This is a genomic window from Meiothermus luteus (assembly GCF_003574085.1).
Classification (GTDB): Bacteria; Deinococcota; Deinococci; order Deinococcales; family Thermaceae; genus Meiothermus; species Meiothermus luteus.
The window spans coordinates 1-14,539 of sequence record NZ_QWKZ01000016.1 but is presented as its reverse complement, the minus strand read 5'-3'; the positions used below and the strand labels follow the sequence as shown (position 1 = coordinate 14,539).

General features: G+C 65.7%; 13 protein-coding genes. 4 read left to right on the top strand and 9 right to left on the bottom strand.

The window, feature by feature from the left end:
- Positions 1-4 precede the first annotated feature (4 nt).
- The 3 genes from glcF to Mlute_RS03785 are packed head-to-tail and all read right to left on the bottom strand — an operon-like array spanning position 5 to position 3,786.
- Positions 5-1,294 (bottom strand): glycolate oxidase subunit GlcF, encoded by a 1,290-nt coding sequence (gene glcF, locus Mlute_RS03795; protein WP_119359423.1) that lies wholly within the window; start codon positions 1,292-1,294, stop codon positions 5-7.
- A complete protein-coding gene (locus Mlute_RS03790; protein WP_119359422.1) occupies positions 1,278-2,357 on the bottom strand; it encodes an FAD-binding protein in 1,080 nt (359 codons plus the stop codon). Before Mlute_RS03790 ends, glcF begins: the two co-directional genes overlap by 17 nt.
- A complete protein-coding gene (locus Mlute_RS03785; protein WP_119359421.1) occupies positions 2,350-3,786 on the bottom strand; it encodes an FAD-linked oxidase C-terminal domain-containing protein in 1,437 nt (478 codons plus the stop codon). Before Mlute_RS03785 ends, Mlute_RS03790 begins: the two co-directional genes overlap by 8 nt.
- A gap of 145 nt (positions 3,787-3,931) precedes the next feature.
- Between Mlute_RS03785 and Mlute_RS03780 the strand changes: the two genes are divergently transcribed.
- Positions 3,932-4,705 (top strand): RNA methyltransferase, encoded by a 774-nt coding sequence (locus Mlute_RS03780; protein ID WP_119359420.1) that lies wholly within the window; start codon positions 3,932-3,934, stop codon positions 4,703-4,705.
- 14 nt (positions 4,706-4,719) lie between these two features.
- On the top strand, positions 4,720-6,303 hold the full coding sequence (locus Mlute_RS03775) for a sensor histidine kinase (RefSeq protein ID WP_119359419.1): 1,584 nt from the start codon (positions 4,720-4,722) through the stop codon (positions 6,301-6,303).
- Here Mlute_RS03775 and Mlute_RS03770 read toward each other — a convergent pair.
- Together Mlute_RS03770 and Mlute_RS03765 are read right to left on the bottom strand one after the other, a co-directional pair.
- Positions 6,292-7,566 carry a S41 family peptidase gene (locus tag Mlute_RS03770; RefSeq protein WP_119359418.1) on the bottom strand — a complete coding sequence of 425 codons (1,275 nt, stop codon included), beginning with the start codon at positions 7,564-7,566 and terminating at the stop codon, positions 6,292-6,294. The two genes, Mlute_RS03775 and Mlute_RS03770, sit on opposite strands and share 12 nt — an antisense overlap.
- A gap of 51 nt (positions 7,567-7,617) precedes the next feature.
- Complete coding sequence (locus tag Mlute_RS03765; protein ID WP_119359417.1) at positions 7,618-8,331, bottom strand: hypothetical protein; 714 nt, start codon at positions 8,329-8,331, stop codon at positions 7,618-7,620.
- A 71-nt stretch (positions 8,332-8,402) separates the two neighbouring features.
- Between Mlute_RS03765 and Mlute_RS03760 the strand changes: the two genes are divergently transcribed.
- Entirely contained in the window at positions 8,403-8,939 is a 537-nt protein-coding gene (locus tag Mlute_RS03760) for a DJ-1/PfpI family protein (RefSeq protein WP_119359416.1), read from the top strand.
- A 7-nt stretch (positions 8,940-8,946) separates the two neighbouring features.
- Here the strand turns inward: Mlute_RS03760 and ychF are convergent, their stop codons facing one another.
- Both ychF and Mlute_RS03750 read right to left on the bottom strand, forming a co-directional pair.
- Positions 8,947-10,065 (bottom strand): redox-regulated ATPase YchF, encoded by a 1,119-nt coding sequence (ychF, locus tag Mlute_RS03755; protein ID WP_119359446.1) that lies wholly within the window; start codon positions 10,063-10,065, stop codon positions 8,947-8,949.
- Positions 10,066-10,116: 51 nt separating this feature from the next.
- Complete coding sequence (locus Mlute_RS03750) at positions 10,117-11,304, bottom strand: MFS transporter (protein WP_119359415.1); 1,188 nt, start codon at positions 11,302-11,304, stop codon at positions 10,117-10,119.
- Between the two features lie 48 nt (positions 11,305-11,352).
- On the opposite strand from Mlute_RS03750, the gene Mlute_RS03745 reads away from it, so the two are divergent.
- Complete coding sequence (locus tag Mlute_RS03745) at positions 11,353-12,237, top strand: SIS domain-containing protein (protein ID WP_119359414.1); 885 nt, start codon at positions 11,353-11,355, stop codon at positions 12,235-12,237.
- Between the two features lie 18 nt (positions 12,238-12,255).
- Here Mlute_RS03745 and Mlute_RS03740 read toward each other — a convergent pair whose 3' ends face one another.
- Both Mlute_RS03740 and Mlute_RS03735 read right to left on the bottom strand, forming a co-directional pair.
- The gene (locus Mlute_RS03740) at positions 12,256-13,782 is read right to left on the bottom strand and encodes a secretin N-terminal domain-containing protein (RefSeq protein WP_119359413.1); all 1,527 of its coding nucleotides are present in this window, start codon (positions 13,780-13,782) and stop codon (positions 12,256-12,258) included.
- 9 nt (positions 13,783-13,791) lie between these two features.
- Positions 13,792-14,539 (bottom strand): hypothetical protein (locus Mlute_RS03735; protein WP_119359412.1); only part of this gene is annotated, 748 nt, incomplete at its 5' end.

Below are 14,539 nucleotides of genomic sequence, written 5' to 3'. Positions count from 1 at the left end.
TATTCTACGGGTCCGCCGGAGCGGCGGGCACCGGGGCCTGTCCGGTATAGGCCCTATCTAGAAGCTCTATGGTGTGGAGTACCGGTATGGGTCGGCCTAGCTTTTTTAGGTGGGCCTCAATCTGGGCAAAACAGCCGATGTTCCCGGTCACCACGGCTTGGGCCCCGGTAGCCAGAATGTTGCGGGCCTTGCGTTCCCCTAAAGCGGCGGCGATGTGGGGCTGCTCGAGGTTGTATGTGCCCGCCGAGCCGCAGCAAAGCTCCCCTTCAGGAATCTCCACCAGCTCCACCCCCGGAATGCTCCGCAGGAGCTGGCGGGGCTCGTTTCGCACCCCCTGGGCATGGGCCAGGTGGCAGGCGTCGTGGTAGGCCACCCTCAGGGGGTGGGGCAGCGGGGGAACCTCCTTTAGGCCCAGCTCCACCAGAAAGACCGAGATGTCCTTGACCTTCTCGGCCAGACGCTGGGCCTGGTCCTGTTCGGGCTCCCCTCGGAAGAGGAGGGGGTATTCCTTGAGCCCTGATCCACACCCCGCGGCGTTGGTGAGGATCGTGTCGTAATCACCCGCGAAGGCCTCCAGGTTTTTCCGGGCCAGGTGTAAAGCCCGGGCCCGCTCGCCGGTGTGGAGGGCCAGGGCCCCGCAGCACACCTGGTTTTGGGGGACCACCACCTCTACCCCGTTGCGGGCCAGCACCCGCAGCGTGGCCCAGTTGAACCCTGGTTGCAGGACCTGCTGGGCGCAGCCGGCCAGAAGAGCCACCCGCGACCGGCGCGGGCCTTCCGCAGGCGTCAGCGCTGGTAGGGGTTTGGTGGGGGGAAGGGCTTCGGGTAGAAGCTCGAGGGGGGCCCGCAACGCGGGGGGCAGCAAGGGCTTGAGGGGTCTGGCCAACCGGCCTAAGACGGCCGCGGCGCGAAAGCGGGCCGGATAGGGAAGGGTTTCTTGTAGCCCCAGCCGGAAAACCTTTTGGAACGGGGAACGCCAGCGCTTGGGTTCGCTATAGGCCCGGAAGCTGGTGATGAGCTCGCCGTAGGGCACCCCGCTGGGGCAGGCGGTTACGCAGCCCAAACAGCCCAAGCACTTGTCAATGTAGGGTTGGGCCTCTTCCAGGCTCAGGTTCCCCTCCAGCACCTCCTTCATCAGGAAGATGCGGCCCCGGGGGGAGTCCATCTCTTCCCCTAGCACCTGGTAGGTGGGGCAGGCCGGCAAGCAGAAGCCGCAGTGCACGCAGGCCTCAATGGCGTGCGCCATAACCTCGCCCTGGGGGCCTATTTTTTCCGGGTCAATTCGGTGCTGCATAACGCTCAAAGCGCCCCTGGGGGTCAAGGGCGGCGGTCACCTTCAGGCCGAAAGGCCCCTCCAAGTTTAGGCCAATCCTAGGGTTGGCTACAACCCCTCTTAGAACGAGTCCAGGCAGGCCCTCGGCCCGCAGGGCCTCGTCCAAGGCTTCTAGAGGCTCATTCCAGGCCAGGTAGAGCAGGTGGCCCGCGCTCATGTAGCGCCGGGGTGCTGCTCCTAGCCTTGCCTCCAAGGTGGGGATGCGCCGGGGGGTGAGGGCCACTTTGACCAGGTAACCCTCGCCGAGCCGGCCCAGGTCGTTCACCCCTTCCCAGTAGGCCTCCTCGGCCTCCCCCTGAAGCCTTTCCCCCTGCTGGTTCAAGAACCTCTCCAGGCGTTCCAGCCGGGGCGACAGGGCCTCGGGAAGGCCCCCTAGGCGCAGGACCAGGCGGCTTGGGGGGACCAGGTCCAGGGCGTAGAGTTCAATAGGTGAGGCCGCCAGGCGGTAGAGGGCCTCTAAAGCTTCACCCAGGTTGGGAAACGCCACCTCGAGGGTGGCGGTGGCCTTTGGGTAGGGGAAGACCTTGAAGGCCAGCTCGGTGAGGACGCCAAGCCTTCCCAGGCTGCCCACCATCAGTTTGGGAAGGTCGAAGCCGGCGGCGTTCTTCACCACCTTGCCGCCTCCCCGCACAAGGTTGCCCAGGCCGTCCACAAACTCAACCCCCAGGATGAAGTCCCGCACCCCGCCGTAGCGGTTGCGCATGGGGCCCGAGAGGCCGGCCGCCACGGTGCCCCCCAGGGTGGCTCCCTGCCTTGCGAAAGGGGGATCGAAGGGGAGGTACTGCCCGTGGGCCTTGAGCAGCGCCTCTAGCTCGGACAGGGGGGTGCCGGCTCGAGCCACCACTACGTACTCCCCCGGGTTGTACTCGAGCACCCCCGAGAGGCCGATCAGCTCGAGGGCGACCTGCCGTTCCCTAGGGGTGGACAGGGCGGGTTTGCTGCCCCCGCCCCGCGGCAGGAGCCGGGGGTGGCTTCGTACCGCCTCCTGTACCTCCTTTGGATGGGTAGGCCGTAGGCTACTCACGTGCGATCACCCCGGCTTTCTCTAGAGGGTGCGGACCGTGCGAAAGGGGTTTGGCTTCGCTTCCCGGAAACATCTTGCCCCGATTGGCCAGCTCCAGGGGGTCTATGGCCCGGCGGATGCGCCGCATGGCTTCCAGGTCGGCCGGGGTGAACATCACGGGCATGTAGGCCCGTTTCTCCATACCCACGCCGTGCTCGCCGGTAATGGAACCGCCCAGGGCCACGCAGAGTTTGAGGATTTCCCCGGCCAGCTCTTCGGCCCGCTCGAGCTCCCCCGCCACCCGGCCGTTGTAGAGGATGAGGGGGTGCAGGTTCCCGTCGCCGGCATGAAAGACATTGGCTACCCGCAGGCCGTAGCGCTCGGAAAGCCTCTCAATCTCGGCCAAGGCCTGACCCAGCTTGGAGCGCGGCACCACCCCGTCCTGCACGATGTAGTCGGGTGAGAGCCGCCCCACCGCTGAGAAGGCCGCCTTGCGACCCTTCCAGATTTTCATCCGCTCGGCCTCGCTTTGGGCTACCCGCACCTCGTAGGCCCCCGAGTCCCGAATTACCCGCTCTAGGTGGCGGGCCTCGGCCTCAACCTGCGGGGTTTCGCCCTCCAGCTCCACAATCAAAAGCGCCCGGGCTTCCCGAGGGTACCCGGCCCCCACCGCTGCTTCGGCGGCTTCGATGGCCAAGGAGTCCATGATTTCCATAGCCCCGGGAAGAAGCCCCGAGGCCACCACCGCCGCCACCGCTTCCCCGGCTTTTTCCAAGGTGTCGTAGGCGGCCAGCACGGTGTGGTAGGCCTCTGGCCTGGGCAGAAGACGCAGGGTCACCTCGGTGGCGATGCCTAAAAGCCCCTCACTGCCCACGAAAAGCCCCAACCAGTCCGGCCCTATCCCCTCTAGGCTTTCGCTGCCCAGCAAGGCCGTTTCGCCGTCCGGAAGCACCACCCTGGCCCCCAGAACGTGGTTGGAGGTCATTCCGTACTTGAGGCAGTGGGCCCCACCGGAGTTGAAGGCCAGGTTTCCCCCGATGGTGGAAACCGGCTGGGAAGAGGGGTCGGGGGCATAGTACAGGCTGTAGGGGGCCGCGGCCAGGGAGACCTGCAGGTTGATGAAACCCGGCTGCACCACCGCAATGCGCTCTTTGGGGTCAAGCCGCAGGAGCTTGTTCATCCGGTTGAGGCCGATGACCAGCCCCCCCTCAACCGGCAACGAACCTCCAGATAGGCTGGTGCCAGAGCCCCGGGCCACGTAGGGTATCCGGTGCTTTTGGCACCAACGCACTGCCGCCGCCACCTCTTCGTGGCTTTCGGGCAAGACCACTGCCAGCGGACGGGCTCGGAAGGCGGTGAGGGCGTCGGACTCGTACGCGACGAGCTCACCTGGCTGGCGCAGCAGGCCCCGGGGGAAGAGGGCCTCGAGTTCACGTAAAGCGGGGGTCATGTAGCCTCCTGCTGTGCTTTGAAGCTAGCCCGGGCCGATTTTTTTGTCAATACAACCCCGCGGTGTTTTTTTGGGGCCGCTTATGGGTTCCTTTTGGCCGGGAAACGGCTCGACGCATCTGGAAGCAACCATTAGGCTAGAGCCGATGGACTGGCTGACGAACGTCCGCGTGGTGCTGGTGGGCAGCCAGGAACCCATGAACGTGGGGGCTACTGCGCGGGCTATGCAGAACTTTGGCTTCTCGGACCTGTGGCTGGTGGCCCCGGAACCCAGGGTGCGCGAGGACCTGGCCCTGGGTCCTGAGCGCTCCATGGCCTACCGCTTGGCGGTGCGGGCGGGCGAGATTTTGGACCACCTCGAGATAGTGGAGACCCTCCCGGAGGCGGTGGCCCCGGCCCGGCTGGTGGTGGGCACCACGGTGCGGGAGAGGGAGATTTACACCGGCCCGCTGCTGGGGCCACGGGCCATGGCGGAGGAGGTGGCCCGGGTGGCCCCGCAAGGGCGGGTGGCGCTGGTTTTTGGCCGAGAGACCTTTGGTCTAACCAAGGAGGAAATAGACCTCTCCCAAATCATTGTGCGCATCCCCACCGCGCCCAAGCAGCCCAGCCTGAACTTAGCCCAGGCGGTGCTGATCCTCTGTTACGAAATTTTTGGGGTGGCCCAGCGTCCTCCTGAGCCCGAGGTGGCCCCGCTAGCCGAGCGAGAGGCCTTGGAGCGCCTTTTCGCCGACCTTCAGGAGTACGTGTTGCGCATTGGTTTTACCGACGAAAGGCGGCTTCCCTACACCATGCGCCGCTTCCGCCGTCTGCTGCACAAAGCCGCCCTGACCCCAGGAGAGGTGCAGTTTCTGCGGGGCTTCTTGCACCAAAGCCGTTGGTACGCCGCCCACGCTCCGCGCAAGTCCGACCTCGAGCCCTGAAGTAAGCTCGAGCCATGGAGGCCGTGCCCAGCCTGTACCGGCTCATTCGGCTCTATAGGCTCTTCTTGCCCGTCGCCATCGTTTTGGTGGTCGTGCTGTTCGAGGTCTCCCTGCAGCCCTACGAGGGGCTTCCGGTGGCCTTCTGGCTGCGCCTGGGTTTCTACGGGTTGGTGGGGCCTTTGGTGACCTGGATGACCCTGGAGTGGATTGCCCAACAGGTGCAGGAGCGGGAGGAGGTACAGCGGGCTTTGGAGGAGGCTAACCGCCGGCTTATGGCGGTGGGCAACATCCTGAGGCGGGCCTCGGTGGCGGACAACCTGGAGCAGGCCCTGGCCGCGGTGGTGCAGGAGGTGGCCCAAGCCCTGCGCCGGGAGGCGGCGCTTACGCTGGAGGGGGTGCGGGCTGCCTCGGCGGGGTTCACCCCGGGGAGGGTGTACGAGGTGGCCCTGCCGGGGCTGGAGGGGAGGCTCGAGGTGGCCGTGGAATCTCCCCTTTCCAAAGACGAGCAGAGCTTCTTGGAAGTGTTGGCGGCCGAGGTGGCCGGAGCGCTGGAGGCGGTACGCTCGCGTAGCCGCGACCTGCTGACCCTTTATGAGGTGGACCAGGCCCTGCGCGCCGAGGCCAACCTGGAAAGGCTTCTGGAAAGGCTTTTGGACCGCATCCTAGAGTGGGCCAAGGCCAGCGGTGGGGGCGTTTTGCTTTTGGATGAGGAAAACTTCCTTCAGCCTCAGGTAATGCGCCACCTCGAGCTGCCCCTCCGGGCCTTTCCGCCCCAGGGCCTTTGGAAGGAGGCCCTCGAGGCCCCGGTGTTCGTAGAGGACGATCTGCTCGCTGTCCCCCTTAGAGAGAAGGATGTGGTGGGGCTGTTGCTGTTGCGGGGAGAAGCCGAGAACCTGCGCCAGCGGCTGCCTTTTCTACGCTTCCTGGCCGCTCAGGTTACCCTTGCCGTTCGCAACGCCCAGGCCTACCTGCGGGCTGAGGAGCTGGCCCTGACCGAGGAGCGCAACCGCATTGCCCGCGAAATCCACGATGGAGTAGCCCAGGCTCTAGCTTTTATGGCCTTGAAGCTGGATTTGGTCGAGCGCCTATGGCCCACCGACCCAAAGCGGGCCATAGAGGAGCTACAGCAGGTCAAGGATACCCTGCGGGCCCAGATTCGGGAGGTGCGCCGCAGCATCTTCGCCTTGAGGCCGATTGACCTCGAGCGCTATGGTTTTTTGGAGTCGGTGCGGCGCTATGCACAGGCATTCGCTGAGCAGGCGGGTTTTAGGCTTCGCCTGTCCTTGCCGGAGAGAATCGGGCTTTCTCAGGCTTCCGAGCTGGTCCTCTTTAGGGTTCTACAGGAGGCGCTGGCCAACGCGGCTAAGCACGGGCGGCCCAGTTTGGTGCAGGTCAGCCTGGCCCCTTTGGGGGAGCGGGGTGGGGTATTGGAAATCCGCGACAACGGCAGGGGCTTTCGGGCCGACGGTGCCCCGGAGGGTATGGGTGGTTTTGGGCTGACTCAGATGCGGGAGCGGGTGGAAGCCCGCGGCGGCCGGTTTTCCGTTGAGTCGGTGCAAGGCCAGGGCACTTTGGTTCGGGCCGAACTACCCTTTTAGCCCATAGCCCGGGGCTTCCTGCAGGCCGCCCAGAAGCTCCAAAGCCTTCTCCAGGAGCAGGTCCCGTCCTTCCGCTAAGGCCTGCCAGTCTTCGGCCAAGATGAGGTCGGGAATGACCCGCTCAGGGTAGAAGCTACCGTCTTTGCGCTGGGCCTTGGCGGTGGTTATCTGCAGACCAGAGCCGTCGGAAAGGCGCAGGAAGATGGTGGCGGTGTTGCCTACTCCAGCGGTGGGCTGACCCACCACCAAGGCCCTGCCGTTCTCTTGCAGGTCGAGGGTGAAGTACTCGGCGCACGAGGCGGTGCGCTCGTTAACCAGCACCACCACCGGGCCGCTCCAGCGGGCCGCCGCTACCTGGTACTGAGGCCGATCGCGGCCCCCAGCGCGATAGTAGTAGTAGCCGTCTTGGTAGCCTTGCTCACTGACCCGCAGGTTGTCCTGCAGCCGTCGGTAGGTTTCCCCCACGAAGGCCCCGGCCCCCACCAGACACTCGCTTAGGAGGCCCCCCCCGTTGTTGCGCAGGTCAACGACCATGGCCCTGGCCCCGGCCAACTGGGCCTGCTGGACCAGTGTGTGAATGCGGGGTCCGACCTGCTGGTAGCCGCTGAAGGAGGGGATGCGCAGCACCGCCACCCCGTCTGGCCGCAGGCTAAGCTTTGGGAGCTGGCGCAGGGGGATAATCCGGGGGTAGAGCACCACCTGTAGGCGCACTTGGGCCCGTTGGATGGTGAGGGTGAGGGGGGCTTCCCCCACCCGCTCGCGCAGAAAGCCCAGCCGCTCTGCCTCGGCCAGGGGGAGAGGCACGCCGTTGATGGCCAAAATCCGGTCGCCCCGGCGCAGCCCGGCCTCCTCGGCAGGGGTTTCGCTCAGCACCTCCACCACCAGAAGGCCTTCTAGCCCAGGAACCACCTGGAGCTGCACGCCGAGCTGGGGGCGGCTGCTGTTGCCGCCGGAGAGGCGCCGCTGTATCTCAGCGTACTCCTCTGGGGTGAAGTAGCGGGTATGCCGGTCGCCTATCTCGGAGACCAGGGCGTGCAGCACCGGGTGGGCCCGCTGGGCTGGGCAGGCCACTTCTTGGGCGCAGGCCTTGTCCAGCTCGAGCTGGTACTTGCTCCTGAGCTCCTCGGCCCTGAGCTGGGCGAATCCCCCGTAGTAGGTGTGAAGCAACCGGTTGGCCTCATCAAACAGGTCCTGGGCCGGGCTAGCAAGGCCCAGGCCTAGCCAAAGCAGGAGGCCGAACCCCCAAAAGCCCCGTTTGAGCATGCCTTATTTTCGGTCTAGGAGGAGTTTTTTTGGGTTGCTTGGCTCACGAAGCTAGGGCAGCCGGAAGGTTCCGGGGTCCAAGGGAGGATTGACCAGGGCTCGCTGCACCCGGGCTTCGGCGAACAGCACGCCGTTGGTGTAGAGTCGGGCTCGGAAAGGAATGAGGACCCCAGACACCCTGCGCAGGTCGGCGTAGAGTACCGTTATGGGGCCTTGAGCGCTCTCGTAGCGCTCGGCGATGAGCTGGTTCTGTGCGTTCACCAGGTAGGTGGTTTGGCTGCTTTGGGTGCGTACCGCAACGGCCCACCCGTCAACGTCGCCAAAGGTGCGTTTGCCCAAGATTTGGGCCATCTCCCGTCCGCTGCCCCCCAGCCTTAGGCCGTACCAGGTCTGGTAAAGCCCCTGGCGAAGCTCCTGGGCAAAGGCTGGCTCGAGGGGTTTTTTCCCCCCCAAGGCGCTCCAGGTCTCCCCCCCGCTGGGGGAAACCTGGATGACCTGGATGAGCTGGGAACCATCCTTGTACTCTATCCTTAAGCGATTTTGGGTGAAGTCCACGTAGGAGACCACCGTTAGGGTGCGCTCGGTCTCAGGCCCAGAGAAGGTGGTCAGGGTGGCGGTTTCCTGGTAGGTGCGGAGCGCGGCCAGTGCGGCTCCGCCGTGTGCTAGCCTAATCTTGTCTAAGATTCGGGCCGCTTCCGAGGCCACCTGGGCTAGTCCCAGGGGGCTTAGGCAGGCCAAAAAGACGATGAGATGTCTCGGTTTCATGCTCCGTTTTAGTCTAGCGCGGGATTCTTTGGGCTGGATAAGGGCGCCCGGGTGGGCTGTAGCATAGGGGTATGCGAATGGGGGTTCTGCTCACGCCGGGCTTTTTGGAGGCCGAGGCGGCCCTGGCGCTGGAGGTGGGCCGGCTTTTGGGCTGGGAGCGGTTTACCCTGGCGCGGGGGCGTACATCTTTGGAAGGAAGCGCGGGGGCGGTCTGGACACCGCGCTACACCTTTGCCGCCAGGCCCCAGCTAGACGTGCTGGTGGTTCCGGGGGGGGGCAACATGCGCAAACTGGGCCGCGACGCGGCCCACCAAGCCTGGCTGGCTGAGGTGTGGGAGGGTTTGCGGGCAGCCTTGGGAGGGGCCAATGCGGCCTTGTTCTGGCTCGAGGCGGGCTACCTCTCGAGCCGCCCGGCCGCCCACCCGGCGGCCCACGCAGCGCTGCGGGCTGCGGCCCTGGAGCCTGTTGCCTCCCCTTACTTGTGGCAGGGCAAGCTCTGCACTACCCAGGGCTACCTGACCTTGGTGGAGGCCCTTTTGGACTGGGCTGGCTTTTCCGAGGAAGCGAGGGGCCATCTGGGCCTTGGGGGGAGACCAAAAGCCCGGTAGTTGGGCTTCACACGTTGAAGAGTACCAGGATCACGTCCCCGTCCTGCACCTCGTAGTCTTTCCCCTCGGTGCGCACCCAGCCTCGCTCCTTGGCTTGGGCCCAGCCGCCCGCCTCCACCAGCCGGCTCCAGTCCACCACCTCTGCCCGGATGAAGCCGCGCTCGAGGTCGGAGTGGATTTCTCCAGCCGCCTGGGGGGCCTTGGTGCCCTTGCACACCGTCCAGGCCCGCACCTCCTTCTCCCCGGCGGTGAAGAAGGTGATGAGCCCTAGGGTGCGGTAGGCGACCCGCACCAGGCGGTTTAGCCCCGACTCCTTCAGCCCCAGGCTGGCCAGGTATTCCTGCGCCTCGGCCTCGGAAAGCTCGGCCAACTCCGCCTCAATTTTGGCCGAGACCACCACCACCTCGGCGCCTTCCTGGGCTGCGGCTGCGCGTACCTGGGCCACGTGGGGGTTTTGGGTTCCGTCCGGCAGGTCCTCTTCGGCGACGTTGCAGACGTAGATGATGGGCTTGTGGGTGAGGAGCCCCATCTCGCGGGCTGCCTTGGCTAGTAGCTCGGGCTCGAGGCTGGCGTGGGTGCGGATGGGGTGGCCCTGTGAGAGGTGGGGCAGGAGGGGTTCCAGCACTGCCAGAAGGGCTTGGTCCTCCTTGTGGGCCTTGGCGCTCTTGCGCAGCTTGTCCAGCCGCCTTTCCAGGGTTTGCAGGTCGGCCAAGGCCAGCTCGGTGTTGATGGTCTGGAGGTCGTCCAGGGGGTCCACCCGGCCCGACACATGAACTATGTTGGGGTCCTCAAAGCAGCGCACCACGTGCGCGATGGCCGCCACCTCGCGGATGTGGGCCAGAAACTGGTTGCCGAGCCCTTCGCCCCTATGGGCCCCTTTGACCAGTCCGGCGATGTCCACGAACTCCACATGGGTGGGCACCGCCGGGGGTACCCGTTCGCCCTTCGTAAAGACCTTTTGAAGGGCCGAGAGCCGCTCGTCTGGGAGGGGCACCACCCCTACGTTTTTGTCAATGGTGGCAAAAGGATAGTTGGCCGCCAGGGCTCCTGCCCTGGTGATGGCGTTGAACAGGGTGGACTTGCCCACGTTGGGTAGACCGACGATACCGACGCCTAAGGATGCCATGGCTTCTCCTGCAGGCTGGGCCTGCACACCAAGCGCCTATTCTAATGGGGGCTAGCCCCTTTTGCTCCCCTTGCTCTCGGCCACGTTGGAGAGCAGCCAGGCCCCCAGGCCGAAGACCGCGGCCTGGGCCAGCCAGCCCAGGGCGTAGTTTTGGCTTAGGTCCACCACCAGGCCGAAGAGCGGGGGGGCCAGGGCGATGCCGATGGAGGTGAAGGTTAGGGCGAAGCCCACCACCCGACCCTCCCACCCTGGGGGGGAAAGCTCGGTCAGCAAGGAGAAGTGCAGCCCCTGCCACCCCAGGGCGGTGGCCCCATAGAGCACCACTATCAAGGCTTTGAGGAAAAGGGGGGTGCCTGGGGGAAGCCAGGCCAGCACCAAGGCGCAGAGGCCGGCCATGGCCACCATCGCCACCAGCAGGGGTTTGCGCCTTCCCCCTAGGGCATCGGAGAGCCAGGACCAGAAGACGCGGCTCAGGGCGCCAGCAAACTGCGCCGCGGTGAGCAGGGCCGCTCCGGTGAGCTCGGGTACCCCCAGCCGCTCCTTCAGGAAAAGGATGAGGTAGGTGATCATCACAAATTGCCCGGTGGGAAGGGTAACGCCGGCCACCGAGGCCAGCAGGATGTTGCGCTCCTGCAGCACCTGGTACAGCCGCGGGCGGGGCCCCGAGGTAGGGGCCGGGCTGGGAGGTGATTCTCGGTAGAGCCGGGCCGTAACCCAAGCGGCCAGCACCGCTAGAAAAGCTGCTACGGCAGAGGCCCAGCGCCAGCTCGAGAGGTGGGCCACCACCGGTAGAACAGCCGCGGCTAGGGTTCCTCCCAAGGGGACCGCCATCTGGCGTAGCCCAATGACTAGTCCGCGCCGCTCAGGAGGAAAGGAGCGGGCCACCGCTTGCGACCCGGCGGGGGTGGCGGAGGCTACCACCAGGCCCACCAGGAACAGGAAGGGGACGAACGCCCATTGCGAGTTCACGAAAAGGGCCACGGCCAGGGCCAGCCCGGCCCCTATCAGGGCCCCGGCAACCATCACCTTCCGGCTGCCTAGCCTGTCGGTGAGCCAGCCCGAGGGGAGGGAGCCCAGCATGGTCCCTATGTAGATAAAGGTGTTGAGCAGACCCACCGCGGTCAGGGAAAGCCCCAGGTCGGCGCGGATGTAGGGGGCCAGGGTGGGGTAGGCCTGGCCAATCAGGGAAACGGCGGTTCCAGCGGTCATAGCGGCGGCGAGGACGGTCCAGGGCGACATGCGGGGTTTAGGCTACCCTAGAGCAGCCCCAGGGGTAAACTGGGGGGAATGCGCGACCTGGATGCTCAGGAAACCTATCTGGCCGACCGCTTGGGGCTGGCCTTTGACCTACGCGATCTGGTGGGGAGCGGGCCGGTGCCGGTGCTGCGCTATGCTCCGCCCTACGGAGTGGTGGGCTTCGGGGAGGGTTGGTGGGCTGCCCTGCTTGCACGCGACTTTGCCTCTGAGTTCACCACCAGGGGCACTCAGTTCGTCCTTGAGGGTGGCTACGACCTGGGTGGGGCGGCTGGGGCTGGGCTGTACGCCGCGGCGGGTGGGGCCGAGGTGGTGCGGCTGGGCTTCCGCGAGAACGCGGAGGTGGAGATTCGGGCCCACCCCCTTTCCACCTACCGCTACCTGCGCTTTTTGCTTCTGGCCACCGGGCATAAGGCCGAGCTCGAGCGTATTGACCGGGCCTTGCTCTTAGAGCGGGAGCGCTTGCGGCCCGAGGTGGGGCTGGAAAAAAACCCCGCCAAATTCCTGGCCTACACCCTCTTGGAGCGAACCCCGCTTTGGGTGGTGCCAGAGCGCTACCCAGGGTTGGCCCAGGCCCTCCAGCAGACCTTTGGCCGCATCGGTAAGAGCCTGTCCATCACCCCACCCCCTTCGGCCCTGGAGTTTTTCGTGACCTCCCTGGAAGCTCGCCACGAGCAGGGCGACCCCATCGTGGCGGTCCTGTTGGGCGACGACGAGCGAAAGCGCTACGCCCAGGAGATACTGGAAAGCCGGGTGGACACCCTGGTTGAGCTGCCCGAACCAGAGGCTGAGGGCACCCTGGCCAAGGCCCTCTGCTACTGGTACCGGGTAGCCTGGGCCAGCTACTACCTGGCCCTTTTGTATGGGGTTGAACCCGGGGACTGGGAGGTGCTAGAGCACCTGCGCCAGGCCACCTAAGTGCCCCCGGCGGCGTCCTCACCGGGAGGCGTCTTGAACGATGTTCCCGGTGATGATGACGATGAGTTCATCGTCTTTTACGCTCGAGGTGCGCTGTTTGAAGAGCTCTCCCAGCAGGGGTATATCCCCCAGCAGGGGCACCTTGACGTCGGAGGTGTCGGTAACCTTTTGGATCAGCCCTCCCAGCACCACGGTCTGGCCGTTGCGGATGCGCAGCTTGGAGAGGGTGGTCTGCTGAGGAATCCGTATGCTGTTCGAGGGGCCAGCCGCGGGGTCGCCGCCGGTTTGGGTGAAGACCTCGAGGAGGATGTTCCCGTCGGCGGTAATCTGGGGCCGCACCCGTACCAGCAGGCCATAGTCAAACTCCCGCACGCTAATCTGGTCGCCAACGGTGATGGGAATCAGAAGCCGCCCGCCCACCTTGATCTCCGCGCCCTTGGCCCCGGTGGCCCGCAGATCGGTGGTGTCGGCCCCGTAGTTGTCCTCCACCAGCACGTTGGCGTCGCTGAGCCGACGGGAGAGGTTTTGCTGTTCTAGGGCGTCCAGGACCGCGCGGATGTTGAGCGAGGTTAGGCTACGGGTGACGTCAAAAATCAGGTTTAGCCCGGTGGAGAGGAAGCTGGCCACCAGGTTCCCGCCTGAGACGGTTTCCCACTTGATGCCTAGGTTGCGGATGACCTCACTTTGCACAGCCTGTACCCGGATTTGGAGCTGGACCTGCTGCACCGGGCGGTCAAGGTTGGGGATGAGCCGCTCAGCTAGGGCAATTTGCTCGGCTGAGCCGGTGACGATGAGGGTGTTGGTCCGCGGTTCGGCCACCACCGTAACCTGGGGTGCAGCCTGGGCCTGGGCAGCCTGGCCCTGTCCAGGGGTTGTTTGGGCTTGCGACTGGGCGGCGATGGCCTTGCTCAGCACCTCGGCCAGCTCGGTGGCGCGGGCGTGGGATAGGGCGAAGGACTTCTGCACCACTGGGGTGGTGGGGGCCGCGGTTCGGGGCACGTCTATGCGTTGAAGAAAGCTCAGCGCTTCGTTCACCAGCCGGGCCGGACCGCTTATGGAGAGCACATTCTGGCCGGGCACAGCCCGCACCGTAACCCCGGGTACTTCCTGCTGGACAAAAGCGGCCAGGGCGGCCGGGTCGCCTGAGCGCACCTGGTAGAATTCCCGCACGGTTGGTTCGCTGGGCGTAGGGGTAGGCTGGGCCACCGGTCCTCTGGCTCGCTCCACCACCTCCCTGGGCCCAACCACGATGACGTTGTTTTCTAAAAGGGCGTAGGTGATTCGCCCATCCCCATAGGTGTTGATGAGCAGGTCCCAGACCTGGCGGAAGGGTTTGTTGTCAATGTCGGCTGCGACCGTGACGTTGGGCACATCGCGCAGGATGGGGGAGAGGCCGATGCTGCGGGCCAGGGCGTCCAGCAGAGCGGCCAGCGGCAGGTTGGCACCGATGTTGCTTACGGGCTGGTCAAAGCGGGCATCCCGGGGTAGGGTGCCCTGCGCCAGGGCCAGGCTCAACAGCACCAGAAGGGAGAACAAACGCTTCATATTCACCGCCTAGGGTTTCTCTATGGAGAGGGTTAGGCTTTCCGAACCTTGAACCAGGAGGGCTTCCTTTGCGCTCAAACTCTTTAGGAGCACGTCGCTGCCCGGGAGGGTGCGGCCTACGGGTAGGACGATGAAGCCATCCTTCCCTTGGAAGATGGCCACGCTGGTGGGGCCCAGCACCACCCCGGAGAGCCTGAGGTTCTGTTCCCGCACGAAGCGGGCCAGGGGGCTTTCCCGCGGGGCCTCTGGGCCTCGCGCAGGGGCTGTGCGGGGCTCTAGGGCCTGTGCGGTGCGAAGGTCCAGCTCGGCTCGAGCGAAGTCTAGCGTGCTTGGACTGGAGCTGCCGATGTTCAGGTCGAGGGCAGGTGGAACCTGCGTGGTTTGGTTGGCGGCAGAGGTGAGCTCACGCTCCAGCGGGGCCAGCCGGATAGGCAAAGCGCCGGTGTTCAAGGCGATGGAGGCGGGCAAGTTGGGGCGGGCGGTGCCTTGGGCCAACCGGGCTTGGCCCAGAGGCTGGGTTGCTGCAGAGGGAGGTTGGGCTGCCACGGGGGAAGAGGGCGTGGTTGGCCGGGTTCCGGGCAGGCTGGGGCTGGGCAGCGGGGTAGCGGGTTGGCGCACCTGTACCCGGGTGGTCTGGGTGGGAATGGGCTGAGCGGTTGCCGGTGGAGCGGAGGCCGCGGGGGTTGCAGTGCCTGGGGTGGCCTGGGCCGGTGGAGCAGAAGTGGGTGTTTCAACCACCAAAGGCACAAAGGGGTTG